The organism is Modestobacter muralis (assembly GCF_010682105.1).
Lineage (GTDB): Bacteria > Actinomycetota > Actinomycetes > Mycobacteriales > Geodermatophilaceae > Modestobacter > Modestobacter muralis.
In genome coordinates this window covers 1-26,308 of record NZ_JAAGWH010000001.1, presented here as the reverse complement: position 1 = coordinate 26,308, position 26,308 = coordinate 1, and the positions used below count along the sequence as shown (strand labels likewise).

Below are 26,308 nucleotides of genomic sequence, written 5' to 3'. Positions count from 1 at the left end.
CGGCCCGCGAGACGACGGAGCCCCGCCGTCCACCAGGACGACGGGGCTCCGGTCGGACCGGCTCCCCGGGAGGAGCCGACCGGTGGGGCGTGACCGCTCAGGCGTGGTCGGGGCGCTCGGCCGACTGGTCGGCGCCGAGTGCGGTGCCGCTGACCGGGCCGTTGCCCGACTCGATCGCGCCGGCCGCCGGGTTGCCGCTGATCGCCTGCGTCCCGCCGCCCATCGACGCGCGGATCTCCGCGAGCCGGGAGGCACCGGCGACGTCGATGGTCGCCTTCTGCACCTCGAGCATCCGGCCCTCGACCGAGTTCTGCGCCAGCTCGGCGGAGCCGAGCGCGTTGGCGTAGCGGGCCTCGATCTTGTCGCGGACGTCGTTCAGCGAGGGGGTGTTGCCCGGCGCGGAGAGCTCGTTGACCGAGCGCAGCGAGGCCGAGACCTGCTCCTGCATCTTGGCCTGCTCCAGCTGCGACATGAGCTTGGTGCGCTCGGCCAGCGTCGACTGCAGCCGCATCCGGCTGGTCTCCACCGCGCCCTTGGCCTGCTCGGCGGCCTGCAGCGCCTCGTCGTGGCTGCGCTTGAGGTCCTCCGCCGCCTGCTCGGCGCTGACCAGCTGGGTGGCGAACGCCTGGGCGGCCTGCTCGTACTCGCCGGCCTTGCCCGCGTCACCGGCGGCCCGGGTCTGGTCGGCGAGGGCGAGGGCCTGCCGCGCGGAGGACTGGAGCTTCTCGATCTCACCCAGCTGCCGGTTGAGCCGCATCTCCAGCTGGCGCTGGTTGCCCAGCACGGCGGCGGCCTGGTTGGCCAGGGCCTGGTGGCGCTGCTGCTCGGCCTCGATCGCCTGCTGGATCTGGATCTTCGGGTCGGCGCGCTGGTCGATCTGGTCGTTGGCCGAAGCCGTGAGGTACTTCCACAGCTTCACGAACGGGTTCGGCATGGCTCCTCCTGATCCGGTGCGCCGGTCCACCGGGCGGTGGACGACGCGATCCGGGCAACGCTGTCGCCGATCATCGTCTCAGGCTCAGGCCCGGGCCAGCCACCGCTGGCCCGACGCCGTCCCTGACCGCGGCTCTGGTCGCCCTCCCCCTGCACCAACGACTGTCCCCCTGCACCAACGCTGGTCCAGGGGGACAGACGGTGATCAGGTCACCTGATCCACGTCCGGGTGTCAGTGCCCCCGCGGGGACCCGCTGCCAGCCGGCGAGGGGGTGGTGGGCACGGGGCCTTGGTCAGGGGCGTCCGCGGAGCCGGCGGTAGTGCTGCACGAGCGCGACGGTCGAGGCGTCGGCGTCCATCTCCGGCGCCGTCTCGCTGGTCAGGGCCGGGGCGAGCTCGCGCGCCATGACCTTGCCCAACTCCACGCCCCACTGGTCGAAGGAGTCGATCTGCCAGACGACACCCTCGACGAACACGGTGTGCTCGTAGAAGGCGATCAGCTGCCCGAGCGTGGACGGGGTCAGCTTCGGCGCCAGGATCGTGGTCGAGGGCCGGTTGCCCGGCATGACCTTGTGCGGGACGACGGCGGCGGGCGTGCCGTCGGCGGCGACCTCCTCGGCGGTCTTCCCGAAGGCCAGTGCCGAGCTCTGCGCGAACATGTTCGCCATCAGCAGGTCGTGCATCTCGCCGATGTCGTGGTTCGGCTCACCGAAGCCGATGAAGTCGGCCGGGATGAGGCTGGTGCCCTGGTGCAGCAGCTGGTGAAACGCGTGCTGGCCGTTGGTGCCCGGCTCGCCCCAGTAGACCTCGCCCGTCGACGTCGTCACCGGCTCCCCGTCGAACTGCACGGTCTTGCCGTTGCTCTCCATGGTCAGCTGCTGCAGGTAGGCGGGCAGCCGCGACAGGTACTGGCTGTAGGGCAGGACGGCGTGGGTCTGGGCGCCGAAGAAGTCGGTGTACCAGACGTTGAGCAGGCCCTGCAGGACCGGCAGGTTCTCCGCCAGCGGGGTGGTGCGGAAGTGCTCGTCGACGGTGTGGAAGCCGGCGAGCATCTCGCCGTAGTGCTCGCGGCCGATCGCGACCATCAGCGACAGACCGACGGCGGAGGTGAAGGAGTACCGGCCGCCGACCCAGTCCCAGAACCCGAACATGTTGTCGGTGTCGATGCCGAACTCCGCGACCGCGTCGGCGTTGGTGCTCACCGCGACGAAGTGCTTGGCGACCGCGCCCTCGACCTCGCCGACGCCCGCGAGCAGCCAGTCGCGGGCGACGGTGGCGTTCGTCAGCGTCTCCAGCGTGGTGAACGTCTTCGAGCAGACCACGAACAGCGTCGTCGCCGGGTCCAGGTCACGGGTCTTCTCGGCGAAGTCGGTCGGGTCGATGTTGGACACGAAGCGGGCGGTGAGACCGCGGTCGCTGTAGTCGGCCAGCGCGAGGTAGGCCATCGCGGGGCCGAGGTCGGAGCCACCGATGCCGATGTTGACCACGGCGGTGATCCGCTCGCCGGTCGCCCCGCGCCACTCACCCGAGCGCACCCGGTCGGCGAAGTCGCCCATCTTGTCCAGGACCGCGTGCACGTCGGCGGTGACGTCCTGACCGTCGACGGTCAGCGGCACCGACGCGGGAGCGCGCAGCGCGGTGTGCAGCACGGCGCGGTCCTCGGTGACGTTGATGTGCGAACCTGCGAACATCGCCTTGATCTGGGCGGGCAGGCCGGCCTTCTCCGCGAGGGCGACGAGCAGCTGCACCGTCTCGTCGGTGACCCGGTGCTTGGACCAGTCGACGTAGAGGTCACCGGCGGTGCCGGTCAGCCGGGTGCCACGCCCGGCGTCCTCCGCGAAGAGCTCACGCAGCGTGCGGGACGCCACCTCGCGGTGGTGGTCGGACAGTGCCGCCCACTCGTCGGTCGCGGTGATGTCCATGCTGCTGCCTCCAACGGTCCGGCCAGGGTCTGTCGGGGAGTGCGCAGCCGGGACACGCGACAAACCCCCGACCCGATCATGCCCGCCCCTGCCCGGACCCCGCGCAGGGGTCCGGGCCGACCCGTCAGGGAGCCCCGACCCGGGAGCTGCCGCTCCGGGCACCTCCGGCCTGGGCACCGCCGGTCTGGGCACCGGCACTGCGCTCGCGGGCCTCCCCCACCTGCTCGAGCCGGTCCTCGGTGGCCATCCGGGTCAGCTCCGCGCCGGCGTCGGCGTCCCGGGTCAGGTTGTCCCCCGAGTGCGGGTCGAACACGTGCACCTTGCGGGTGTCGAGCCAGAAGTCGGCCTCCCGGCCCTCCCGGATGCGGCTGGTGGAGTCGATGGACACGATCGCCTGGGTGCGCAGCTCCTCGGCGTCGAGCTCCTTGGACAGGTCGCGCAGCTGGGTGCGGATCGCGTCCGGCGCCTCGTAGGGGATGTAGGCGTACTGCTGGTCACCGAGCCACTCGGTGACGTCGACCCGGGCACGGAAGATCGTGCCCAGCGGGCGCTTGGCCTCGTCGACCAGTGAGGCGTCCTCGAAGTACTCCGGCCGGATGCCGACCAGCAGCAGGTCGCGCCCGGCGACGGCGGCCGCCCGGCGCTCGTCGAGGTCGATCGTGCCGAACGGCGTGGTCAGCCGGGCACCGTCGACGGTGGCGGGCAGGAAGTTCATCGGCGGGGACCCGATGAAGCCGGCCACGAAGAGGTTGACCGGCTGCTCGTAGAGCTCGCGCGGGGAGGCGACCTGCTGGATCTTCCCCTTGCGCAGCACGCAGACCCGGTCGCCGAGGGTCATGGCCTCGGTCTGGTCGTGGGTGACGTAGACGGTGGTGATGCCCAGCCGGCGCTGCAGCCGGGAGATCTCCGTGCGCATCTGACCGCGCAGCTTGGCGTCGAGGTTGGACAGCGGCTCGTCGAACAGGAAGGCCTCGGCCTGCCGCACGATCGCCCGTCCCATCGCGACGCGCTGGCGCTGGCCACCGGAGAGGTTCGCGGGCTTGCGCTCCAGGTGCTCGTGCAGCTCGAGGACGTCGGCGGCCTCGTTGACCCGCCGCCGCACCTCGCCGTCGTCCATCTTGGCCAGCCGCAGCGGGAACGCGATGTTCTCGAACACCGTCAGGTGCGGGTAGAGCGCGTAGTTCTGGAAGACCATCGACAGGTTCCGCTCGCGCGGGGCCTTGTCGTTCACCCGGACGCCGCCGATGACCATGTCGCCGCTGGTGATGTCCTCCAGGCCGACGACCATCCGCAGCAGCGTGGACTTCCCGCAGCCGGAGGGGCCCACCAAGATCATGAACTCGCCGTCGGCGACGTCCAGGCTGACGTCGTTCACCGCCGGGAACCCGTCGCCGTACTTCTTCACGATGTGCTTCATCTCGATGGCGGCCATGAGACGTCCTCTCTGAGCAGGGGTGGGCGGTGTCGGCGGGGCGGGTGGGGGGTGCTCAGCCCTTGACGGCGCCGTTGGTGAGGCCGGCGACGATGCGCCGCTGGAACAGGAGCACGAGCGCCACGACGGGGATCGTGACGATGACCGCGGCGGCGGCGATGGCGCCGGTCGGGTCCTCGAACTGGCTGGCGCCGGAGAACAGGCCCAGCGCGGCCGGCACCGGCCGGGCGGCGCTGGTGGAGGTCAGCGAGATGCCGTAGACGAAGTCGTTCCAGGCGATGAAGAACGCGATGATCGCGGTGGTGAACACCCCCGGCGCGGCCAGCGGCACGATCACCTTGCGGAACGCCTGCCAGGTCGTCGCCCCGTCGACCTGGGCGGCCTGCTCCATCTCCCAGGGGATCTCGCGGAAGAACGCCGACATGGTCCAGATCGAGATCGGCAGGGTCAGCGACAGGTACGGGATGATCAACCCCGGCCAGGTGTCGTAGAGGCCGATGTTGCGCCACAGGTTGAACAGCGGCGTGACGATCGAGATCACCGGGAAGATCGCCACCCCCAGCGCCGTGCCGAGGATGAGCTTCTTGCCGGGGAAGTCCAGCCGGGCGATCGCGTAGGCGGCGAACATCGCCAGCAAGCAGGAGATGAACGTCGCGATCAGGCAGATCCCGAAGGAGTTCCGCAGCGCGGGCAGGAACAGGTCCGCGCCGGCCCCGGTGAAGATCGTCGAGTAGTTCTCATCGGTCGGCGTCGTCGGGAGGAACTGGCCGTTGGCCAGGTCACCCGGGGCCTTGAACGACAGCGACACGATCCAGGCGACCGGGAACAGTGCGTAGATCACGATCGCGACCCCGGCGACGATCCACCAGGTCCTCTCCTTGCTCGACATCAGCCCTCCCCTCGAGCCTGGGCCAGGTCGACCTTGAAGCCCTTGATGAACAGGGCCGCGATCCCCACGACCACCAGGAACAGCAGCACGGACACCGCCGACCCCAGCCCGATCTCCAGCCGGGAGATGGTCTGCCGGTAGGCCAGGAACGACACCGACTCGGTGTTGTTGGCCCCGGCGGTCATCACGAAGATCGAGTCGAAGACGCGGAAGGCGTCCAGGGTGCGGAACAGCAGCGCGACCATGATCGCGGCCTTCATGTTCGGCAGCGTCACCTTCCGCAGCCGCTGCCACCAGGTGGCGCCGTCGACCTTGGCGGCCTCCTGCAGCACCTCCGGCACCTGTGCCAAGCCGGCGAGCAGGAGCAGCGAGATGAACGGCGTGGTCTTCCAGATCTCGGCGAGGCAGACGACCAGCAGTGCCGACCCCTGCCCGCCGAACCAGTCGGTGTCGGCGCCGATGCCGGGCAGCCAGCCGAACCAGCTGTTGACGAACCCGGTGTCGATGGCGAAGGCGAACCGCCAGGCGAACGCAGAGACGACGGTGATCACCGCGTACGGGATGAGGATCGCCGCACGCAGCACCGGCCGGATCGCGCTCAGCGCCTTGGCCATCACGAACGCCAGCGCGAACCCGAGCACCAGCTCGACCGCGACGGTCACCACCGTGATCGCCACCGTGACGGCCATCGAGATCCACCACGTCCGGTCGCTGAGGATCACGACGTAGTTGTTCAGCCCGGTGAACGAGCGGTTCTCCGGGTCGGTGAGCCGGTAGTCGAACAGCGAGTCGTAGACCGCCTGCAGGATCGGGTAGGCGGTCACCAGCAGCATCACCGCCAGCGCCGGGCCGGCCAGCAGCCAGCCGAGCTTCCGCTCGCTGCGCGCCCGGTCGCTGGTCGTGTGCCCCGGCGCGGAGACCGGGGCGGTCTTCTCCGACGGTGGCAGGGTCGTGGTGGTCACGACGCCTCCTCGCTGACGCTGGTCGATGTCGTCCCCACTCGGGCCGTGCCCATCGGTCCGCTCGCACGCTCGCTCACAGCAACTGCTCCTTCCGCAGCACCGCGGTGATGAACTCGGTGGCCTCGCGCGGCGTGCGCTCCGGGTCGACCGACCCGGTCGGGTGGTACTCACGCTGCAGGCCGCCGGAGACCTCGCTGTAGTACGCCGTCAGCGGTCGCGGGGCCGCCTGCTCCAGCGAGTCCCGGATCGTCTCCGCCATCGGGAACGCCTCGAGGACCTCGGGGTCGTCGTAGACCGTGGTGTCCGACGCCGCGTTGCCGTCGTGCACGAAGTAGTAGGCCTGGTTCTCCGTCGAGGTGATGCACTCGGTCGCGTCGTAGGCCAGGTCGGGGTGCTCGCTCAGCGCGCCCACCCCGAGGTTGATCCCGCCGTAGGGCGGCGCGCTCTCGGTGCCCTCGTCGACCTGCGGGTAGAGCGTCCAGCCGTAGTCGTCGACGGTGGCCTGGTCCATCGTCCCGTCCTCGACCTTGCCGAGGGCCCGGGCGTAGACGAACGAGTAGTTGACCATGAAGCCGCCGTCGGCGGACTCGAACCCGGTGGCGGTGGTGTCCTCGTTGGCCGTCGACAGCGCCGGCCCGGTCTGCCCGCTGTTGGAGATGTCCCGCATCAGCTCGGTGGCGCGGATCCCGGCGTCGGACTCCAGGCCGAGCGTGACCTGCTCGGGGTCGGTGGAGTTCTCGGCGATGATCGACCCGCCGGCGGACTCGATGAGGGCGTTGAACCAGACGGTCAGCGCCTCGGCCCGGATCCCCTGGACGCCGATCAGCTTGTCCTGGTCCTGCGCGGCGGCCACGACCTGGTCCCAGGTGACCGGCTGGGTCATGTCCAGCCCGGCGGCCTCCGCGACGGACTTGCGGTACCAGAGCAGCTGGGTGTTCGACCAGAACGGGACGGCGACCAGCTGGTCCTCCCAGGTGGAGGTCTCGACCGCGGCCGGGACGACGTCCTCGGTGACCCGGCCGGCCAGCTCGGGCGGCACCGGGGCGAGGAACCCGGCCTGGGCGAACTCCGGGACGAAGATCGGGTCCAGGCTCATCAGGTCGATCGAGGTGTCGTTGGCGGCCAGGCGCCGGACCAGCTGCTCACGCTGCGCCGAGGCCTCACGCGGCAGCGTCGCGGTCTCGATCCGGTAGCGCCCCCCGGCCGCCTCGGTGCACCGCGCGGCGATCTCGGTCTGCCCGCCGGCGTCGGGGTTGATGTACCAGGTCAACGTCGGGACGCCGCCGGACCCGCCACCGCAGGCCGCCAGCGTGGAGCCGAGCACCCCGGCCGCGGCGGCACCGGCCAGGGCCCGCCGCCACCTGCGCTGGCGGAACAGGCCCGCTCGCCCACCCCGCACTGCGTCGTCCCGACCCGTCTGCTCGTCCGGCACGGTGCACCGCCTCCGTAGGTCCACGGCGACCTCGTCGTCCCCGTGGACCTCGGAGAGTGGCCCGGGCCACACCGCGTGTCAACCGGACGGCGGCGTCCGGTCGGGAGGCTCAGGCAGGCGTCTCCGCCGGGGCCGCGCGGTGGGCGGCGATCACCGACGGGGTGGTGAGCACCGCCGGGGTGCGCGGCAGCACGTTCTGCACGTACGAGCGCGCCGCAGCCCAGGTCCCGACGTCGAAGCCGGCCCGCTCGGACAGGAACCAGCGGTGCTCGAGGACCTCGTGGAACACCTCGGCGGGCTCCAGTCGGCCGGCCAGGTCCTCGGGGACCGCGCGCACGACGGGCTGGTAGACGTCGGTGAGCCAGCGGCGCGCCGCCTCCTCCTCCAGCACGAGGCCGCCGGTGCGCTGCTCGAGGTAGGCCCGGTAGGAACGCAGGTCGTTGAGCAACCGCAGCGCCTGCTTCTCCTGCACCTCCAGCCCGGTGAGCCGGAACAGCTCGTGCCGGTGCTGACCCGGCTCGGCCACCCGGGTCTCGACCCGCAGCCGCGCGCCCTCGGGCGAGGTGACCAGCTCGATCTCACCGACGTCGAACCCGAGGTCGTTGAGCCGCTGCAGGCGCTCGGCCACCCGGACGGCCTGCTCGTCGACCCGGAAGACCTCCTCCCGGGTCACCTCGTCCCACAGCGCCTCGTAGCGGCCGGGCAGGCTGTTGGCGATCTCGACCGGGTCCAGCTCCGCGGGCAGCAGCTCGCCGGCCTGCAGGTCCATCAGCTCAGCGCCCAGTCGTTCGCGAGCGAGCTCGATGTCGTAGGCCCGCTTGCCCACCGACAGGGTCGGGTAGCGCTCGGCGGTCTCAGCGTCGACCAGGTAGGCGGTGTAGGTGCCGGCATCGGGCAGGAAGAGCGTGTTGGACAGCGTGCAGTCGCCCCAGTAGACGCCGGCCAGGTGCAGCCGGACGAGCAGCTGCACCAGGGTGTCCAGCAGCCGGTCGGGCTCACCGGCGCGCGGGCCGGAGAACAGGTACCGGTAGGACATCGAGTACTCGAGGTAGCGGGTGACCAGGATGGCCTGCTGGTCGTCGGGCCGGTCGAAGCAGATGCCCAGCGCGGTGACCGAGGGCAGCCCCTCGGCCTCGAACTCCCCGAGCAGCGCGTACTCGTGCCGGGCCAGCGGCTCGGAGATCTCCTTCAGCGCGTAGACCTTGCCGTCGCTGACGGTGAACCGGACGACGTGTCGGGAGATGCCCCGCTGCGGCACCTCCAGCAGCAGGTCCTCGTCCCACTCCTCCAGGGGCTGGTCCCAGGGCAGGCTGAGGAGACCGGCGGCCTCGGCAGCCGGGGGTCGGAACAGGAACCGCATCGCGCACTCCCGGAGTGGTCGGTCAGGAGGTGGAGGGGCGTACAGGCGCCGTCCGGCCACGATGTCACGGATGGCGCCGCCGGACGGCCGGCTCCCGCTGTGAGCTGCACCGAGAAGACGACGGCCGCCCCGGTCGCCAGGCGTCCGGAGCGGCCGCAGTGGGTCGCGGTGAGGCGTCAGCCGACGAGCACCCTCGGTCCGCGCCTCACTCGCTGGCGCTCGCTCGATGCTCCCGGCGTCAGCCGACGAGCACCCTCGGTCCGCGCCTCACTCGCTGGCGCTCGCTCGATGCTCCCGGCGTCAGCCGACGAGCTGCCCGGTGACGACGGCGGCCTGCGCGGCACGCTCCTGTACGGTGCCCGGCTGCAGCACCAGGCCCAGCAGCCAGCGGCAGACCAGCTCGGCCTCGGGGCGGGAGATGCGCAGTGCCGAGCCGAGGGTCACCACGACGTCGGCCCAGCGGTCGGCGTCCAGCGCCATCATCTGCACCAGCGTCTCCGGCTCGTTCTCGGCCAGCCGGCGCAGCACCGGGTGGCCGCCGACCTCCTCGGCCAGCGCAGGGACGGCGACGGTCAGCGGCAGCTCCGCGGCCAGGGCCGAGAGGCGGTCGAGCTCGAAGGCGATCAGCGCGTGCGCGACGTCGTCCTTGGTGCGGAAGTGGTTGTACAGCGTGGCCTTGGCGACGTTGGCCGCCGCCGCGATGTGCTGCATCGTCGTCTTCTTGACCCCGCGCTCGGCGAAGGCGGTGCGGGCCCCGGCGAGCAGGCCGCGGCGGGTGCGGCTCATGGCGACGCCGGTGCGGGCGGCGGGACGGCGGGGGTCCGGACGCGGGCCGGTGACGAGGGGCCGGGGCGCGGGCACGGAGGCCAGCGACGGCACCGGGGCGGTGTACTGGTGACCGGGGGCCGGGGGCTGCATGAACGCGGCGCCGGCCGGCACCGGCGTGGTCAGGTGCTGTCCGCCGACGGCCGCGGCCTCGGCAGCGGCAGCCTCGGCGGCGTGGGCCTCCAGCACCGTGACCCCGCCACGCGCGCCGGCGGCCGGCACCGGGAGCGAGGGGTGCTGCGGCTGCGAGGAGCGGGATCCGGGGGAAGACATGGACTCTTTGTGCCTCCCCGGTCGCACCGGGTCAAGGAGGTGGACACCGAGCGTCGGTCGTGTCGCGCGGGGCGCCCGGTCGTGGACGGTTCGGGACGCCGGTGACCGGAACCGCGACGGGCCGCTGACCAGCCTGTACGGACACACCCCCGGACGACCAGCCCGATCCGGGCCGCGGACGCGGGTTCGGCCCCAGTCACACCCGCCCCAACGCCCACCACCGGGTACAGCGCCTACCGGCCCCGTCGCAGGGCCCCGCCGCAAGCTCGCGAGTGGTGGGGGGCGACGGGGTCCTTCGTCAGGCGGCGAGTGAGACGGCGCCACGCGCCCGGGCGGCCGAGCGGGCCGCCTGCCCGCCGCCGACCAGGGCCAGCGCGGGCTCGGCGACGGGCGCCTCGGCAGCACCGGCGGCCTGCTCGCTCGTCTCGTCGGCAGCCGCCGCGGCGTCGTCCTCGCGGGTGCCGGGACGGGCCAGTGCGACGGGGCGGACCGGGCGGCCGGCCGGGTCGGCGAGCCGCATCTCCAGGCTCACCTCGGCCAGCAGGTCGGCCAGCTCGACGTCGAGGGCGTCGCAGATGGAGGCGAGCAACTCGGAGGACGCCTCCTTCTGACCGCGCTCGACCTCGGAGAGGTACCCCAGGCTGACCCGGGCCTCGCCGGAGACGTCGCGCAGGGTGCGCCGCTGACGCAGGCGGTGACCCCGCAGCGTGTTGCCGAGCTGGGTCCGCAGCAGCGTCATGGCCGTCTCCTGTCCACTCTGGCGAGCGAGTCGAACGAGCAGCGGCTCCGTCGGAGGACCGCCGGACACCGTGTGCTCACCGTACGCGGCCGAGACCCGGGTCACCGAGCAGAGTCGGGCTCGTCCGCTCCAGGCGTAACGCCCTGTGCACCCTGCGCGTTCCCCGCCCCGGCGGCGTCGGGGAGCGGGTGCTCACCCAGCCGGTCGAGCAGCCGCCGGAAGGCCGTCTCGACGGCAGCGGCCCGCACCGCGGCCCGGTCACCGGGCAGGTCCAGCTCGTGTACGACGGTGACGAGCCCGTCGCTGAGACCGAGGTACACCCGCCCCGGGGCGTGCCCGTCGACCGGGTCGGGACCGGCCACGCCGGTCAGCCCGATCCCCCACGTGGCACCGCAGCGGCGGCGGATCCCCTCGGCCAGCGCGGCAGCCGTGGGCTCGCTGACCGGCCCGTGGGCGGCCAGCAGCTCGGCGGGGACGCCGGCCAGGGTGGTCTTCAGGTCGGTCGCGTAGACGACCGCCCCGCCGCGCAGCGTGGCGCTGGCTCCGGGGACGGAGGCCAGGGTGGCGCAGAACAGGCCGGCGGTGAGCGACTCGGCGGCCGCGACGGTCTCCCGGCGGGCCAGCAGCGCCTCGTGCACCCGCTGCACCGACGCGGGCAGCTGACCGGGCGCCGGCGCGGTGCTCATGCCGCGGTGTCCCGGCGGGCCTCACCGGTGCCGGCCCCGCGACCGGTGCCCCCGGCGGCCCGCCGTTCCGCCGCGGCGGCCATGGCGCGCGCGCTGGTGCGGCGCAACGTCAGCGCTCGGTAGACGTAGTCGATGCCGGTGACCACGGTGAGGACCACGGCCGCGGCCATCACCCACCAGCGGGCGGTGCCGAACAGCCCGTCCAGCGGCAGGATGTACATGCCGATGGCCAGCGCCTGCAACACGGTCTTGGCCTTGCCGCCGCGGCTGGCGGCGATGACGCCGTGCCGGATGACCCAGAACCGCAGCAGGGTGACCCCCACCTCGCGGACCAGGACGACGACGGTCACCCACCACGGCAGCAGCCCGAGCACCGAGAGCCCGAGCAGGGCGGTGCCGGTGAGCGCCTTGTCCGCGATCGGGTCGGCGAGCTTGCCGAACTCGGTGACCTGGTTGGTGCGCCGGGCGATCATCCCGTCGTAGCGGTCGGTGATGATCGCCAGGGCGAAGAACAGCGTGGCCCAGTAGCGGCGCTCGTCGTCCATGCCGCCGTCGGAGAGCAGCAGCAGCGCGAACAACGGCACCACGGCCAGCCGCAGCACGGTCAGCGCGTTGGGCAGGTTGACCAGGCGCGCGGTCTGCGGCGGGGTCGCTGCCGGATCGGCCGCCCCGTCCGGTCCCAGCGCGCTCATGCCTCAGACCCCGGCCGGCACGGCCAGCGTCGGGTCCATGGCCGTCGCGCCGGTGTGCACGACCGCCCGGGCGATCAGGTCGACGCCCTCGGTGTCGACCACCTCGGCGCGCACCAGCTGCCCGGGCACCGCCCCTGCGGGCACCCCGGTCACCGTCGTCGTCCCGTCCGCGTCGGGGTCCTGGTGGGCGGCGTGCCCGCCCCAGGTGCCCGGCTCGGTCTCCGCACCCAGGTCGTCGGTGAGCAGGACGTCGACGAGGGTGCCGATGCGCTCCTCGGCCCGCTGGGCGGTGAGCTCCTCGACCAGGTCGGTGATCCGCCGGACGCGGGCGTCGATCTCGTCCTGGGACACCTTGTCGGGCAGCGTGAGCGCCTCGGTGCCGTCCTCGTCGGAGTAGCCGAACACACCGACCGCGTCCAGCCGGCCCTCGACCAGGAAGCGCTCGAGCTCGGCGACGTCGGCCTCGGTCTCCCCGGGGAAGCCGAGGATGACGTTGGTGCGGAACCCGGCGCCGGGGGCCAGCGAGCGGGCCCGGGCGATGATGCCCAGGAAGTCCTCGGTGCCACCGAAGCGGCGCATGCGGCGCAGCAGGGTCGGCGAGGAGTGCTGGAACGACAGGTCGAAGTACGGGGCGATCCCCGGCGTGCTGGCGATGGTCTCCAGCAGGCCCGGCCGCAGCTCGGCCGGCTGCAGGTACGCCACCCGCACGCGCACGATGCCGGGCACGGCGGCCAGCTGCGGGAGGAGCTTCTCCAGCGAGCGCAGGTCGCCGACGTCCTTGCCGTAGGACGTGGAGTTCTCGCTGACCAGGACGATCTCGGTGACGCCGGTGGAGGCCAGCCAGTGCGCCTCGCCGAGCACCTCGCCGGCCGGGCGGGAGACGAACGAGCCGCGGAAGGCGGGGATGGCGCAGAAGGAGCAGCGCCGGTCGCAGCCGGAGGCGATCTTCAGCGCGGCGGAGGGCCCGCTGGCCAGCCGCTTGCGGCGCAGCCAGTCGTGGCCGGGGATCGCGGGGGCGTCGGGCGCCTGCGCGGCCGCGGTGCGGTCGACCGGGCTGATCGGCAGCAGCGTGCGCCGGTCCTGCGGGGTGTGGGGGACGAGCGGGCGGCCGGTGAGGACGTCGTCGAGCCGGTCGCCGATCGCGCCGTAGTCGTCGAAGCCGAGCACGGTGGCCTCGGGCAGCGCCCCGGCGAGCTCGGAGCCGTACCGCTCGGCCATGCAGCCGACCGCGACCACCTGCGCACCGGAGTCGGTCGCGGCGAGGATCGCGTCGACGGAGTCCTTCTTGGCGCTCTCGATGAACCCGCAGGTGTTCACCAGCACCGCGTCGGCGTCCTCCGCGTCGGCGACCAGCTCGTAGCCGTCTCCGGCGAGCCGGCCGGCGAGCTCCTCGGAGTCGACCTCGTTGCGGGCGCAGCCCAGCGTGATCACGGCGACCCGCCGTGCAGAGGTGTGCTGAGCGGCGAGGAGCTGCCCTTCGGGGGACGTCACGGGGCGGGGCAGGGCAGGCACCGGGCCATCCTATGCGCCGCAGCGCCGGTCACCGGGGAGACCAGCGCCACCCTCGCTGCGGTCCCCCCGCGCCCGGCCCCGCTGCAGGGCCCCGCGCCGAGCTCGCGAGGCGTGGGGGGCAGCGGGGTCCTTCAGGCGTCTCCGCCACCGCGGAGCAGGAACAGCGTCGACTCCAGCTCGTCGGGCTTGAGCAGGACGTCGCGGGCCTTGGAGCCCTCCGACGGCCCGACGATGCCGCGGCTTTCCATGAGGTCCATCAGCCGGCCGGCCTTGGCGAAGCCGACCCGCAGCTTGCGCTGCAGCATGGAGGTGGAGCCGAACTGGCTGGTGACGACGAGCTCGACGGCCTGGACCAGCAGCTCCAGGTCGCTGCCGATGTCCTCGTCGATCTCCTTCTTCTCCCCCGCCGCGGCGGTGAAGACCTCCTCGCGGTACTCGGGCTCGCCCTGCCGCTTGACGAACTCGACGACCGCCTCGATCTCGGCGTCGGAGACGTAGGCGCCCTGGACGCGGATGGGCTTGCCCGCGCCGATCGGCAGGAAGAGCGCGTCGCCCATGCCGATCAGCTTCTCCGCGCCCGGCTGGTCGAGGATGACCCGGCTGTCGGTGAGGCTGGAGGTGGAGAACGCCAGCCGCGAGGGCACGTTGGCCTTGATCAGGCCGGTGACGACGTCGACCGAGGGCCGCTGGGTGGCCAGCACCAGGTGGATGCCGGCGGCACGGGCCTTCTGCGTGATCCGGACGATCGACTCCTCGACGTCCCGCGGGGCCACCATCATCAGATCGGCGAGCTCGTCGACGATCGTCAGGATGTAGGGGTAGGGCTGGTAGACCCGCTCGCTGCCGGGCGGGGCGGTGATCTCCCCGCGCTCGACCTTCTTGTTGAAATCGTCGATGTGCCGGACACCGGTCGACCGCATGTCCTGGTAGCGCTGCTCCATCTCCTCGACCAGCCAGGCCAGCGCGGTGGCGGCCTTCTTGGGGTCGGTGATGATCGGCGTGATCAGGTGTGGGATGCCGTCGTAGGGCGTGAGCTCGACCATCTTCGGGTCGACCAGGATCATCCGCAGCTGGTCTGGGGTGGCCCGCAGCAGCAGCGAGGTCAGCAGCGAGTTGATGCAGCTGGACTTGCCGGCGCCGGTGGCACCGGCCACCAGCAGGTGCGGCATCTTCGCCAGGTTGGCGCAGACGAAGCCGCCCTCGATGTCCTTGCCCAGGCCCACCAGCATCGGGTGCGGGTCCTGCTTGGCCACCTGGGAGCGCATGACGTCGCCGAGGCTGACGGTCTCGCGGTCGGTGTTGGGCACCTCGACGCCGACCGCGGACTTGCCGGGGATCGGGGCCAGGATGCGGATGTTGTCGTTGGCGACGGCGTAGGCGAGGTTCTTGGTCAGCGCGGTGATCTTCTCGACCTTGACCGCGTTGCCCAGCTCGATCTCGTAGCGGGTCACCGTCGGGCCGCGGGTGTAGCTGGTGACGGCGGCGTCGACGTTGAACTGCTCCAGCACGCCGGTGATCGCCTCGATGGCGACGTCGTTGGCCTTGGACTTGGCCCGCGGCGGGGTGCCCGGGCGCAGCACGCTGAGCGAGGGCAGCGTGTAGGTGCCCTCCACCGGCTGGATGCGGAGCTGCTCCGGCTCGTCGATCGGGGGCAGGTCCTCCGGCGGGGCCGTGCGGTCGACGATCGGGCGGCGGGTGGGCACCGGCGGGGGCGGGGGCTCCTGGACGACGGCCAGCGGCGCCTCCTCCAGCGCGCCGTGGTCGACGCGGGGCAGGTCGATGTCCCCGGTGTCCAGGGTGTCCTGGAGGGCGGCGACGGCGTTCTTGCGCGCGCGGCGGCCGCGCGGCGCGGCCGGCTCCTCCTCCTCGTAGACCTCGTCGAACTCGTCGTAGTCGGTGTCCTCGTCGTCCCGGCCGAGCTGCCGGTCGAGCCAGCCGCGCAGCCGTTCGGGCACCTGGTGCACCGGGGTGGCGGTGACCACGAGCAGGCCGAAGAACGCCAGCAGGACCAGCAGCATCACCGTGACGACGCTGCCCACGCCGGCGGTCAGCGGGGTGCCGACCGCCCAGCCGAGCAGCCCACCGGCACCGGAGCGGGCGCCTGCGCCGACGCCGGAGCCGACGACGTGGGTCACGCCGACGACGGCGGACACCACGCTCAGCCAGCCGATCAGCAGCCGACCGCGCGCCTCGGGGTGCGGGGGGTGGCGCAGCAGCCGGACCGCGACGAGGAACAGCACGACCGGCAGCGCCATGGTCAGCGAGCCGATCGCCCAGCGGACGCCGTCGGTGAGCAACGAACCGACCGGGCCGATCCCCTCGGTCCAGGCCGCGGCGCCGAGCACGATGGCCAGGCCCAGGACGGCCAGGCCGACGCCGTCACGGCGGTGTTCGGGACCCAGCGGCTCGGTCTCCGCGGGGCGGGCCACCGAGCGGGCGACGCCACCGGCGCCGCGGGCCAGCAGGCCCCAGGCGCCCGAGGCACCGCGCCAGAGGCTGCCGGCGAGAGGGGACTTCTTCGGCGCCGGACGGCGGGCGGCCGTGGCACCGGTCTTCTTGGCAGGGGGCCGCTTCTTGGCAGTCGAGCCGCCGGCACGCGGGCGGGCAGAGCTGCCGCCGCGAGCAGGCGCCCGGTTCGACGTCGTCGCGCGAGCAGGCATGCGCCGACGGTAAACCGCGACCCGGGTGGCTGGGCCCATTGCGGGCAGCGTGTCCACATCCGGGTCCCGCTGGCCACATGCGGCACCGTCTGTCCACATGCGGTCCGGTCCGCTCGCCACCGCCTGGCTACGGTCAGGCGGTGACCGATCCCGCGCAGACGCTCCCGCACGGCAGCTGGCCGACCCCGATCACCTCCGAGCTGGTGGTGCGTGCCGCCGCCCGGCTCGGTGAGGTGGTCGTCGACGGGGACGACGTCTGGTGGTCCGAGGGCAGGCCGAGCGAGGGCGGGCGCTCGGCGCTGGTGCGCCGCTCCCCCGACGGGACGACCACCGACCTGCTGCCCCCGCCGTGGAACGCCCGCACCCGTGTGCACGAGTACGGCGGCGGCGCCTGGACGGTCGCGGACGGCACGGTCTGGCTCACCTCCTACGACGACCAGCGGCTGTACCGGGTCGTCGCCGGCAGCACGGAGCCGGTGGCGGTGACGCCCGAGCCGGAGCTGCCCGCCGGCGTCCGGTTCGCCGACCTGTCCGTGGTCGAGGGCGGCGCCGCGGTGCTCGCCGTCCGGGAGACCCACACCGCGAGCGGCGCCTCGGCCGAGGTCGTCCACGAGGTGGTGCGCGTCGCCGTCGACGGCGCGACCGAGGTGCTCGTCGCCGGCACCGACTTCGTCTCCGACCCCCGCCGCTCCCCCGACGGCTCCCTGTCGTGGCTGCAGTGGCAGCACCCGGACATGCCCTGGGACGCCGCCGAGCTCGTCGTCCGCGCCCCCGACGGCACCGAGACGGTGGTCGCCGGCGGCCGGTCGGGGGCGCAGCCGGAGTCGGTCGTGCAGCCGACCTGGGCGCCCGACGGGTCGCTGTGGTTCTTCGCCGACCGCACCGACGTGTGGGCCCTCTACCGCTGGACCCCCGCCGGCGGCATGGAGCTCGTACTGGACCCGGGCAGTGACATCGCCGGCCCGCAGTGGGTGTTCGGGCAGAGCCGGTTCGCCCTGCTGTCTGGTGGCCGGGTGGCGCTGGCGTACGCCCGCGACGGCGCCGACCGGCTCGCGGTGCGCGAGGCCGACGGCACCGTGCGGGAGCTGCCGTGGCAGTACGCCTCGTTCGGCCAGGTGCGCGCGGCCGCCGACGCCGTGGTCTGCGTGGCCGGTGGCCCGACGTCGGAGCCGGTGGTCCTGCGCACGTCCCTCGACGGCGCCGCCGAGGTGCTCCGCCCGCCCCGCGACCTCGGGTTGGACCCGGCCTGGTTCTCCCGCCCCCGGCACGTCACCTTCCCGACCGTGCCCGGCGACTCCGGCGTCGGCGAGGCCCACGCGCTGTTCTACCCGCCGGCCAACCCGCAGGTGACCGGCCCGGACGACGAGCGGCCGCCGCTGCTGGTGCTGGTGCACGGCGGGCCCACCGCCGCCGCCCGGGCCGTGCTCGACCTCGGGGTGCAGTACTGGACCTCGCGCGGGTTCGCCGTCGCCGACGTGGACTACCGCGGCTCGACCGGCTACGGCCGGCGCTACCGCGATGCGCTGCAGGGCAACTGGGGCATCGCCGACCTCGACGACGTGGTGTCCTGCGCGCGCTGGCTGGCCGAGCAGGACCTGGTCGACCCGGCGCGGCTGGCCATCCGCGGCGGCTCGGCCGGCGGCTACACGACGCTGGCCGCGCTGACCTTCCGCCCCGGGGTGTTCGCCGCCGGCGCCAGCCACTACGGCGTCGCCGACCTGGCCGCGCTGGCCGCCGACACGCACTCCTTCGAGTCCCGCTACCTCGACGGGTTGATCGCCCCGTGGCCCTCCGGCGCCGACGTCTACGCCGAGCGCTCCCCCATCCACCACGTCGACGCCCTCGACACCCCGCTGGCGGTCTTCCAGGGCGACGAGGACCGGGTGGTGCCGCCGGAGCAGGCCGAGATGATGGTCGCCGCGCTGCGCGCCAAGGGCGTGCCGCACGCCTACCTGCTGTTCGCCGGTGAGCAGCACGGCTTCCGCAAGGCCGCCAACATCCGGGCTGCCCTCGACGGCGAGCTGTCCTTCTACGCCCAGGTGCTCGGCTTCACCCTCCCCGCCGAGGAGGGCATCACCCCCATCGAGGTCGTGCGCGGCTGAGTGGAGTGGATCCGTCGGCGTGACGCCGACGGATCCACTCCACGTCAGACCTCGAGGACCGTCGGGATGATCATCGGGCGGCGGCGGTACTTGTCCGACACCCACTTGCCCACCGTGCGGCGGATGACCTGGGAGAGCCGGTGGGCGTCCACCGACGCGTCCTCCATCGCCCGGCCGAGCTCCTTCTCCACCAGCGTGAGCACCTCGTCGAAGGCGCCCGGGTCGTCGGAGAAGCCACGTGCGGTCAGGTGCACCGGCCGCACGATGGTGCGGGTGGAGGGCTCGATGACCACGGTGAGGGCCACGAAGCCCTCGTCGCCGAGGATGCGGCGGGCCTGCAGCGACTCCTCGCCGACGTCGCCGACGTTGAGGCCGTCGACGTAGACGTTGCCGATCGGCACGCTGCCCACGATGGTGGCCTTGCCGTCGACGAGGTCGACGACCACACCGTCCTCGGCGAGCAGGATCTGGTCCCGGCGCATGCCGGTCTGCTCGGCCAGCGCGGCGTGCGCCCGCAGGTGCCGCCACTCGCCGTGCACCGGCATGAGGTGCCGTGGCTTGGCCACGTTGATCAGGGTGCGCAGCTCACCGGCGGGGGCGTGCCCGGAGACGTGCACCTTGGCCGTCTCCTTGTGCACGACCGTCGCGCCGAGCCGGGCCAGCTGGTTGATGACCTTGTAGACCGAGGTCTCGTTCCCGGGCACCAGGGACGAGGCGAGGATGATCGTGTCGCCGGCCTCGATGGTGATCTGGTGGTGGTCGCCGCGCGCCATCCGGCCCAGCGCCGACAGCGGCTCGCCCTGCGACCCGGTGCTGATCAGCACGACCTGCTCCGGCGGCATGGCGGTGGCCTCGTCGAGCTTGACCATCAGGCCCGGCGGCACGTGCAGCAGGCCGAGGTCCTGCGCGACGCCCATGTTGCGGACCATCGAGCGGCCGACGAACGCGGCCTTGCGCCCGTGCTTGGCCGCGCAGTCGAGCACCTGCTGGATGCGGTGCACGTGGCTGGCGAAGCTGGAGACGATCAGCCGCTGGGTGGCGCGCTCGAACACGTCGTCCAGGACCGGGCCGATGCTGCGCTCGGAGGTGACGAACCCGGGCACCTCGGCGTTGGTGGAGTCGGCGAGCAGCAGGTCGATGCCCTCGACGCCGAGCCGGGCGAACGCCCCCAGGTCGGTGAGGACGCCGTCCAGCGGCAGCTGGTCCATCTTGAAGTCACCGGTGTGCACCAGCGTGCCGGCCGGGGTGTGCACGGCGACGGCGAGCGCGTCGGGGATCGAGTGGTTGACGCTGATGAACTCGCAGTGGAACGCACCCGCGAGGTGGTCGTCACCGGCGGCCACCTCGACCAGCACCGGGTCGATCCGGTGCTCGCGCAGCTTGGCCTTGACCAGCGCCAGGGTGAACCGGGACCCCACCAGCGGGATGTCCTTGCGCAGCCGCAGCAGGTAGGGCACGGCGCCGATGTGGTCCTCGTGCCCGTGGGTGAGGACGACGGCGGTGATCTCGTGCAGCCGGTGCTCGATGACCCCGAAGTCGGGCAGGATCAGGTCGACGCCGGGCTGGTCGGCCTCGGGGAAGAGCACCCCGCAGTCGATGACCATGAGCTGGCCGTCGAACTCCAGGACGGCCATGTTGCGGCCGATCTCCCCCAGCCCGCCCAGCGCCATCACCCGCAGGCCACCGCGGGGCAGCGGCGGAGGCGCCTGCAGGCCCAGGTGGGGCTGGAGGGCGGGCTGCCCCGTGGGGGGCGTCACGGTCGTCACAGGGTGACGTCCCCGGCGGCGAGGTCCATGCGCAGTTGCTCCAGCTCTTCGGGGGTGGCGTCGACGAGCGGCGGGCGGACGGGGCCGGCCGGCAGCCCCAGCTCGCGCAGCGCCGCCTTGATCATGATCGTGCCCTGCGTGCGGAAGACGCCGGTGTAGACCGGCAGCAGTGCCTGGTTGACCGCGCGGGCGCGGACCAGGTCCCCGGCCTCGACGGCGGCGATGAGCTCGGCCAGGCGGGTGCCGACCAGGTGGCCGACCACGCTGACCACGCCCACCGCACCGACGGCCAGCAGCGGCAGGTTGAGCATGTCCTCGCCGGAGTAGTAGGCGAGGTCGGTGCGGGCCAGGGTCCACATCACCGCGCCGAGGTCGCCCTTGGCGTCCTTGACCGCGACGATGTTGGGGTGCTCGGCGGCCCGCACCAGGGTCTCGACCTCGATGGGCACGACCGACCGGGGCGGGATGTCGTAGAGCATCACCGGGAGGTCGGTGGAGTCCGCGACGGCGGTGAAGTGCCGCAGCAGCCCGGCCTGCGGGGGCTTGTTGTAGTACGGGGTGACGACCAGCAGGCCGTGCACGCCGAGGCGGGCGGCGCTCCGCGCCTTCTCGATCGAGTGCGCGGTGTCGTTGGTGCCCACGCCGGCGATGACGGTGGCGCGGTCGCCGACGGCGTCCAGGACCGCCTCCAGCACGGCGTGCTGCTCGCCGTCGCTGATGGTGGGTGACTCCCCGGTGGTGCCGAAGACCACCAGGCCGTCGTGGGACTGGCGGTCGACCAGGTGCGCGGCCAGCTCCTGGGCACCGGAGAGGTCGATCGACCCGTCCTCGGCCAGCGGGGTGACCATGGCCGTGAGCACACGCCCGAAGGGCCGGGCGGGATCGGTGGTCATGCTGGGAATCTACCGACCGCCGCCCACCCGGTCGCTCCCGCGGTGCCGGTGGGTCAGCCCTCGCTCACGTACGGGCTGGCCGCGACCTCGGTCCCGTCGGCCAGGGCGCTGATCCGGAAGTCGGAGAACACGTTCCCCGCGACCCGCTGCAGCTCCCGCAGGCACGCCACCGCGAGCTCGCGGATCTCCACGTCGGCGTGCTCGCTGGCCCGCATCGCGACGAAGTGTCGCCACGCGCGGTAGTTGCCGGTGACCACGATCCGGGTCTCGGTGGCGTTGGGCAGCACCGCGCGGGCGGCCTGCCGGGCCTGCTTGCGGCGCAACGTGGCGTTGGGTGCGTCGGCGAAGTGCTCCTCCAGCCCCTCGAGCAGCTCGGTGTAGGCGGCCACCGCTGCCTCGGTCGCGGCGAGGAACCTCGCGTGCAGCACCGGGTCCTCGGCGATGGCGGCGGGCTCCACCACCGCGGCGTCGGTCTCGGGCACGTAGCGCTGGGAGAGCTGGCTGTAGGAGAGGTGCCGGTGCCGGATCAGCTCGTGGCTCAGTGACCGGGAGACCCCGGTCAGGTACATCGTCACCGAGCCGTGCTCGAGCACCGACAGGTGCCCGACCTCGAGGACGTGCCGCAGGTAGCCGGCGTTGGTCGCCGTCGCCGGGTTCGGCTTGGACCACGACTGGTAGCAGGCCCGCCCGGCGAACTCCGCCAGCGCCTGCCCGCCCTCGGCGTCGGTCTCCCAGGGCACGTCCGCCGGCGGGGTGAACTGCGTCTGGGCGATGACCTGGACCCTCAACGGGGCGATGGCGGGCACGGGGACGAGCCTACGAGGGCCCCGCGTCGCCCTGCCCCGCCTCGTCCTGCCCCGCCTCGTCCTGCCCCGCGTCGTCCCGGGGCACGGCGGCGAGGGCGGCGGCCACCGTCGGCGCGGCCGTCGCCACCCCGCCGTCCGGCGTCCACACCGAGACGGCGAACCGCAGCCCGGACGACGACCGCAGCCACCCCGGACCCGGCACCCGCGCTGCCTGCGTCCAGCTGGGGCCCAGCTCGGGGGCGAACGTGTCACCGGGGAACGGCGCGTCGATCTCGGTGGTGACGACCTCGGCCGCGTGCGGCAGGAAGGCGGCGTACACCCCGCCGCCGCCGATCACCCAGACGTCGTCCGCACCCGCGAGCACGTCGGCGACCGACCGGGCCACCGTCACCCCGGCCTCGGCAGCCGTCAGCGTGGTGGACAGGACGACGTTGCGGCGGCCGGGCAGCGGGCGGACCCGGGCCGGCAACGACTCCCAGGTGCGGCGGCCCATGACGACCGTCGACCCGAGGGTCAGCGCCTTGAACAGCCGCAGGTCCTCGGGCAGGTGCCAGGGCAGCGCGCCGTCGGCGCCGAGCACCCGGTCGTGGGCCTGCGCCCAGACCATCCGGACCCGGCGGGGTCCGGCCGGGTCGCTCACACGGCCACCTTGCCGCGGATGGCCGGGTGGTGCCGGTAGTCGAGCAGGTGGAACTGCTCGTAGGTGTGCTCGAACAGCGAGGGTGCCGGGTCGATCTCCAGCCGCGGGAACGGGTACGGGTCGCGGGTGAGCTGCTCGCGCACCTGCGCGACGTGGTTGTCGTAGACGTGGCAGTCACCGCCCACCCAGATGAAGTCGCCGGGCTCCAGCCCCACCTGCTGGGCGACCATCTGGGTGAGCAGCGCGTAGCTGGCGATGTTGAACGGCACGCCCAGGAAGAGGTCGGCGCTGCGCTGGTAGAGCTGGCAGGACAGCCGGCCGCCGCTGACGTGGAACTGGAAGAGGGCGTGGCAGGGGGCCAGCGCCATGTCCGGCAGGGCGCCGACGTTCCAGGCCGACACGAGCATCCGCCGGGAGTCCGGGTCCGACCGCAGCGTGTCCAGGACCTGGGAGATCTGGTCGACCTCGCGGCCGTCGGGGGTGGGCCAGGAGCGCCACTGGACGCCGTAGACCGGGCCCAGGCTGCCGTCCTCGGCGGCCCACTCGTCCCAGATCGTCACGCCGTGCTCCTGCAGCCAGCCGACGTTGCCGTCGCCGCGGAGGAACCACAGCAGCTCGTAGGCGATCGACCGGAAGTGCACCGACTTGGTGGTGACCAGCGGGAAGCCCTGCGACAGGTCGTAGCGCAGGCGCTCACCGAACAGGCTGCGGGTGCCGGTGCCGGTGCGGTCGCTCTTGGGCTCGCCGTGCTCCAGCACCCGCCGGAGCAGGTCCTCGTACTGGGTGTCCGGCTGCTGGGTCACGCACGCTCCTGGTCTGGGTCGGGGTCTGCCACCACCCGACGCGGCAGGAGCCGGCGACGGGCAGACCGATGCTAGGTGCCGGGTACGACGAGAGCGGCAGACAGGGCCGGGGCGAGGTCACCGGCGCCGGCGACCACGACCGTGTCCAGCTCCGACCAGGCGGCCATGAGCCGCAGCTCGGCGGCCAGCTCGGCGGCCACCTCGGCGACGTCCACCCCGGCCTCCGCGTGCGCGGCCTGCACCCGCAGGACGCCGGCCTGCCGATCGGCCTTGAGGTCGACCCGGGCCACCAGCGCGTCGCCGAGCAGGAAGGGCAGCACGTAGTAGCCGTGCACCCGCTTCTCGGCCGGGGTGTAGATCTCCAGCCGGTAGCGGAACCCGAAGACGCGCTCGACCCGCGGCCGCTCCCAGACCAGCGAGTCGAAGGGCGACAGCAGCGCCCGCGCGCGGACCCACCGCGGCCGCCGCGCGTCGGGCACCAGCCAGGCCGGCTTCCCCCAGCCGGTGACCTGTACGGGCGCGAGCTCGCCGGCGTCGGTGAGCTCGGCGATCGCCGTCCGGGCCAGCGCTGGAGGCAGCCGGAAGTAGTCGCGCAGGTCGGTCTCGGTGGCCACGCCCAGCGCGCGGGCGGCGGTGCGCACCAGCTCGCGCACGGCGTCGTCCCGCGCGGGGGTGGGTGCCTCCACCACGGCGGCGGGCAGCACCCGCTCGGTGAGGTCGTAGACCCGCTCGAAGCCGGCGGTGCGCGCGCGGGCGGTGAGCGCCCCGGTGAAGAACAGGTACTCCAGCGCAGCCTTGCCCTCGTGCCAGTTCCACATGGTGCCGGGCCGGTCGGGCCGCGCCTCGGCGAGCTGGCTGGCCCGCAAGGGCCCACCCTCGCGGACCCGCTCGAGCAGCGCCGCCACGTACTCCGGCCGTTCCCGCTGCACACGGGTCATCGACCCCCAGGCCTGCTGGTCGGCGTCCGCCATCCGCCAGCGCAGGGAGGGCTGCAGCCGCACCGGGAGGAACGACGCCTCGTGCGCCCAGTACTCGAAGACGTCGTGCCGCCGGTCGGCCAGCTGGTCCAGTGCCGCACGCGGATAGGGGCCGAGCCGGCTGAAGTACGGCAGGTAGTGCGAGCGGGAGAGGACGTTGACCGAGTCGATCTGGACGACGCCCAGGCGCTCGACGGTGCGCCGCAGCTGCCGGGTGCCGACGGGGCCGGCCGGCCGGGGATCGGCGAAGCCCTGCGCGGCCAGCGCGATGCGCCGGGCCAGTGCGGCCGGCAGCCGCTCTCCGGAGGTCTCCACGGTCGGTGATCCTGCCTGCTGGGTACGACGATCACCGAGCCGACCGACCGGCCAGCGGGCCTAGGCTGCCGCCGTGGACCTCCCGTTGCTGCGCCTGACCGGACAGGCCGACGTCTCCGTCCGCCCGGCCACCCCGGACGACGCCTCGTCGATCGCCCGCGTGCAGCTGGTGACCTGGCGGGCCGCCTTCGGCGACCTGCTGCCGGCCGACGTCCTCGACGCCTGGGACGAGGACCTCGCCACGGAGACCTGGCGCGCCGCCGTCAGCACTCCCCCGTCACCGGGGCACGCCGTCCTCGTCGCCGTGGACGCCGGCGCCGTCGTCGGCTTCGCGGCGACGGCACCCGACGGCGAGGCACGCGAGGTGACCGTCCTGCTGGTGGAGCCGCGCTGGGGGCGACGCGGGCACGGCAGCCGACTGGTCGCCGCGGTCGCCGACCTGGCCCGGACGGCAGAGGTCACCACCCTCACCAGCTGGCTCGCGGAACAGGACGTGGTGACCTCCCGGTTCCTGGAGACGGCCGGCTGGGCGCCGCAAGGCGGTGTCCGTCTCCTGGAGTCCGGGGACGACGCCGTGCGGCAGCTGTGCTGGCACACCCGGCTGGACGGGGACGACCCCGCCGCCGACCGAGAAGGGACACCGTGAGCTCTCCCCGCTTCACCGGCTTCCCCGATGAGGGACTGGTCTTCTACGAGGGACTGGAAGCCGACAACAGCAAGACCTTCTGGACCGAGCACCGCAGCGACTACGAGACGTACGTCCGTGCTCCCGTGCAGGCGCTGACCGAGGATCTGACGGCGGAGTTCGGCACCCCGAAGCTCTTCCGGCCCTACCGCGACGTCCGCTTCAGCCACGACAAGACGCCGTACAAGACCCACCAGGGCGCGGTGCTGCACCGCGACGGCGTGGGTGCGGGCTCGTTGTACGTGCAGGTGTCGGCGGACGGGCTGCTGGTCTCCGGTGGGTGCTGGCGCCTCCAACCGGACCAGGTCGAGCGGTACCGGCGTGCCGTGGCCGACGACGTGCAGGGCGCGCGCTTGGAGCAGGAGGTGCAGCGTCTGCGGGCGGCCGGCTTCTCGATCGACGGGGAGCAGCTGGTGCGGGCGCCGCGCGGTCATGCCGTGGACCACCCGCGCATCGGGCTGCTACGGCACAAGTCGCTGCACGCCTCACAGTCCTGGACGCCGGCGGACTGGATGCAGGACCGCGTGGCCCTCGACCGGGTCCGGGACGCGTGGCGGCAGTTCACCGACCTGAACCGGTGGCTCGCCGACAACGTGGGTGCGACCACCGCCCCGCCCGACCGACGCCGCTGACACCCTTGGGCGGCTCCCGCGCGACAGGTGTCGTCGGGCTGGCCCGAGGGACACCGCCGGTCGGCACCTGTGCGACGAACGTCCGCTCGTCCGGTCCGGCGAGGGCCTGATTCACCCGACTGTCCGCCGACCAGGTGGCCGAACCGACTTTCGTCACGGAGCTTCTTCCCGACCCGTCCGCGTCCTCCATCGGGATGGGGCCCCAGACTGACGGGAGCGGCAACAGACGGAGTTGCGATCGCGTCATCGATCGGGTCCGCGAGAGCAGAAACGGGGCCCAACTGCTGCTGTCCCTCTGTTCGTGTCCGGGAATGCAGAAACGGGGCCACAGCAGATGCTGTGACCCCGTTCCTGGGAGTTGTGTCCGGCGGC

22 protein-coding genes are annotated in these 26,308 nt (G+C 73.0%); 3 read left to right on the top strand and 19 right to left on the bottom strand.

All coding sequences use genetic code 11. The annotated features are described in order from the left end of the window. Window positions 1–97: 97 nt before the first annotated feature. The 13 genes from GCU67_RS00110 to GCU67_RS00050 form a co-directional block, all read right to left on the bottom strand. Entirely contained in the window at window positions 98–934 is an 837-nt protein-coding gene (locus GCU67_RS00110; RefSeq protein ID WP_163608902.1) for a PspA/IM30 family protein, read from the bottom strand. 292 nt (window positions 935–1,226) lie between these two features. Then, on the bottom strand, window positions 1,227–2,855 hold the full coding sequence (gene pgi, locus GCU67_RS00105; RefSeq protein ID WP_163608901.1) for a glucose-6-phosphate isomerase: 1,629 nt from the start codon (window positions 2,853–2,855) through the stop codon (window positions 1,227–1,229). A 124-nt stretch (window positions 2,856–2,979) separates the two neighbouring features. Next, the gene (locus GCU67_RS00100) at window positions 2,980–4,287 is read right to left on the bottom strand and encodes an ABC transporter ATP-binding protein (protein WP_163608900.1); all 1,308 of its coding nucleotides are present in this window, start codon (window positions 4,285–4,287) and stop codon (window positions 2,980–2,982) included. A gap of 55 nt (window positions 4,288–4,342) precedes the next feature. Beyond that, on the bottom strand, window positions 4,343–5,176 hold the full coding sequence (locus GCU67_RS00095) for a carbohydrate ABC transporter permease (RefSeq protein WP_163608899.1): 834 nt from the start codon (window positions 5,174–5,176) through the stop codon (window positions 4,343–4,345). Then, window positions 5,176–6,138: an ABC transporter permease subunit gene (locus GCU67_RS00090; protein WP_163608898.1), complete on the bottom strand. Its 963-nt coding sequence runs from the start codon at window positions 6,136–6,138 to the stop codon at window positions 5,176–5,178. Before GCU67_RS00090 ends, GCU67_RS00095 begins: the two co-directional genes overlap by 1 nt. Window positions 6,139–6,211: 73 nt before the next feature. Further along, a complete protein-coding gene (locus tag GCU67_RS00085) occupies window positions 6,212–7,537 on the bottom strand; it encodes an extracellular solute-binding protein (RefSeq protein ID WP_338104672.1) in 1,326 nt (441 codons plus the stop codon). A gap of 142 nt (window positions 7,538–7,679) precedes the next feature. Continuing rightward, window positions 7,680–8,930, bottom strand: coding sequence for a DUF4032 domain-containing protein (locus tag GCU67_RS00080; protein ID WP_163608897.1), 1,251 nt, complete (start codon window positions 8,928–8,930; stop codon window positions 7,680–7,682). A 300-nt stretch (window positions 8,931–9,230) separates the two neighbouring features. Beyond that, window positions 9,231–10,028: a TetR/AcrR family transcriptional regulator gene (locus GCU67_RS21510; protein ID WP_246214326.1), complete on the bottom strand. Its 798-nt coding sequence runs from the start codon at window positions 10,026–10,028 to the stop codon at window positions 9,231–9,233. 298 nt (window positions 10,029–10,326) lie between these two features. Continuing rightward, entirely contained in the window at window positions 10,327–10,767 is a 441-nt protein-coding gene (locus tag GCU67_RS23105) for a helix-turn-helix domain-containing protein (protein ID WP_163608896.1), read from the bottom strand. 101 nt (window positions 10,768–10,868) lie between these two features. Continuing rightward, on the bottom strand, window positions 10,869–11,453 hold the full coding sequence (locus GCU67_RS00065; RefSeq protein ID WP_163608895.1) for a CinA family protein: 585 nt from the start codon (window positions 11,451–11,453) through the stop codon (window positions 10,869–10,871). Then, entirely contained in the window at window positions 11,450–12,145 is a 696-nt protein-coding gene (gene pgsA / locus GCU67_RS00060) for a CDP-diacylglycerol--glycerol-3-phosphate 3-phosphatidyltransferase (protein WP_163608894.1), read from the bottom strand. The genes GCU67_RS00065 and pgsA overlap by 4 nt, the downstream gene beginning before the upstream one ends. A 3-nt stretch (window positions 12,146–12,148) precedes the next feature. After that, complete coding sequence (gene rimO, locus GCU67_RS00055; protein WP_163608893.1) at window positions 12,149–13,657, bottom strand: 30S ribosomal protein S12 methylthiotransferase RimO; 1,509 nt, start codon at window positions 13,655–13,657, stop codon at window positions 12,149–12,151. Between the two features lie 131 nt (window positions 13,658–13,788). Then, window positions 13,789–16,317 (bottom strand): DNA translocase FtsK, encoded by a 2,529-nt coding sequence (locus GCU67_RS00050; protein ID WP_163608892.1) that lies wholly within the window; start codon window positions 16,315–16,317, stop codon window positions 13,789–13,791. A 140-nt stretch (window positions 16,318–16,457) separates the two neighbouring features. On the opposite strand from GCU67_RS00050, the gene GCU67_RS00045 reads away from it, so the two are divergent. Further along, window positions 16,458–18,419 carry a prolyl oligopeptidase family serine peptidase gene (locus tag GCU67_RS00045; protein WP_163608891.1) on the top strand — a complete coding sequence of 654 codons (1,962 nt, stop codon included), beginning with the start codon at window positions 16,458–16,460 and terminating at the stop codon, window positions 18,417–18,419. A 44-nt stretch (window positions 18,420–18,463) separates the two neighbouring features. Here GCU67_RS00045 and GCU67_RS00040 read toward each other — a convergent pair whose 3' ends face one another. From GCU67_RS00040 to GCU67_RS00015, 6 genes are all read right to left on the bottom strand, one after another. Next, complete coding sequence (locus GCU67_RS00040) at window positions 18,464–20,176, bottom strand: RNase J family beta-CASP ribonuclease (protein ID WP_163608890.1); 1,713 nt, start codon at window positions 20,174–20,176, stop codon at window positions 18,464–18,466. Between the two features lie 5 nt (window positions 20,177–20,181). Further along, window positions 20,182–21,078: a 4-hydroxy-tetrahydrodipicolinate synthase gene (gene dapA, locus GCU67_RS00035; protein WP_163608889.1), complete on the bottom strand. Its 897-nt coding sequence runs from the start codon at window positions 21,076–21,078 to the stop codon at window positions 20,182–20,184. A gap of 53 nt (window positions 21,079–21,131) precedes the next feature. Next, a complete protein-coding gene (gene thyX / locus GCU67_RS00030; protein ID WP_163608888.1) occupies window positions 21,132–21,884 on the bottom strand; it encodes an FAD-dependent thymidylate synthase in 753 nt (250 codons plus the stop codon). Between the two features lie 10 nt (window positions 21,885–21,894). After that, the gene (locus GCU67_RS00025; RefSeq protein ID WP_338104671.1) at window positions 21,895–22,524 is read right to left on the bottom strand and encodes a dihydrofolate reductase; all 630 of its coding nucleotides are present in this window, start codon (window positions 22,522–22,524) and stop codon (window positions 21,895–21,897) included. Further along, window positions 22,521–23,327 (bottom strand): thymidylate synthase, encoded by an 807-nt coding sequence (locus GCU67_RS00020; RefSeq protein ID WP_163608887.1) that lies wholly within the window; start codon window positions 23,325–23,327, stop codon window positions 22,521–22,523. Before GCU67_RS00020 ends, GCU67_RS00025 begins: the two co-directional genes overlap by 4 nt. A gap of 71 nt (window positions 23,328–23,398) precedes the next feature. Then, window positions 23,399–24,619, bottom strand: coding sequence for a DNA glycosylase AlkZ-like family protein (locus GCU67_RS00015; protein WP_163608886.1), 1,221 nt, complete (start codon window positions 24,617–24,619; stop codon window positions 23,399–23,401). Between the two features lie 73 nt (window positions 24,620–24,692). On the opposite strand from GCU67_RS00015, the gene GCU67_RS00010 reads away from it, so the two are divergent. Beyond that, entirely contained in the window at window positions 24,693–25,265 is a 573-nt protein-coding gene (locus GCU67_RS00010; RefSeq protein WP_163608885.1) for a GNAT family N-acetyltransferase, read from the top strand. Next, complete coding sequence (locus tag GCU67_RS00005; RefSeq protein ID WP_163608884.1) at window positions 25,262–25,936, top strand: TIGR02453 family protein; 675 nt, start codon at window positions 25,262–25,264, stop codon at window positions 25,934–25,936. Before GCU67_RS00010 ends, GCU67_RS00005 begins: the two co-directional genes overlap by 4 nt. Window positions 25,937–26,308 lie beyond the last annotated feature (372 nt).

What these genes read in the sequence shown, in the direction of transcription:
- GCU67_RS00110 (WP_163608902.1), bottom strand. Translation starts at nt 934, where the DNA reads ATGCCGAACCCGTTCGTGAAGCTGTGGAAGTACCTCACGGCTTCGGCC.
- GCU67_RS00065 (WP_163608895.1), bottom strand. Translation starts at nt 11,453, where the DNA reads ATGAGCACCGCGCCGGCGCCCGGTCAGCTGCCCGCGTCGGTGCAGCGG.
- dapA (WP_163608889.1), bottom strand. Translation starts at nt 21,078, where the DNA reads ATGACCACCGATCCCGCCCGGCCCTTCGGGCGTGTGCTCACGGCCATG.
- pgsA (WP_163608894.1), bottom strand. Translation starts at nt 12,145, where the DNA reads ATGAGCGCGCTGGGACCGGACGGGGCGGCCGATCCGGCAGCGACCCCG.
- GCU67_RS00050 (WP_163608892.1), bottom strand. Translation starts at nt 16,317, where the DNA reads ATGCCTGCTCGCGCGACGACGTCGAACCGGGCGCCTGCTCGCGGCGGC.
- GCU67_RS23105 (WP_163608896.1), bottom strand. Translation starts at nt 10,767, where the DNA reads ATGACGCTGCTGCGGACCCAGCTCGGCAACACGCTGCGGGGTCACCGC.
- pgi (WP_163608901.1), bottom strand. Translation starts at nt 2,855, where the DNA reads ATGGACATCACCGCGACCGACGAGTGGGCGGCACTGTCCGACCACCAC.
- GCU67_RS00095 (WP_163608899.1), bottom strand. Translation starts at nt 5,176, where the DNA reads ATGTCGAGCAAGGAGAGGACCTGGTGGATCGTCGCCGGGGTCGCGATC.
- GCU67_RS21510 (WP_246214326.1), bottom strand. Translation starts at nt 10,028, where the DNA reads ATGTCTTCCCCCGGATCCCGCTCCTCGCAGCCGCAGCACCCCTCGCTC.
- GCU67_RS00080 (WP_163608897.1), bottom strand. Translation starts at nt 8,930, where the DNA reads ATGCGGTTCCTGTTCCGACCCCCGGCTGCCGAGGCCGCCGGTCTCCTC.
- GCU67_RS00100 (WP_163608900.1), bottom strand. Translation starts at nt 4,287, where the DNA reads ATGGCCGCCATCGAGATGAAGCACATCGTGAAGAAGTACGGCGACGGG.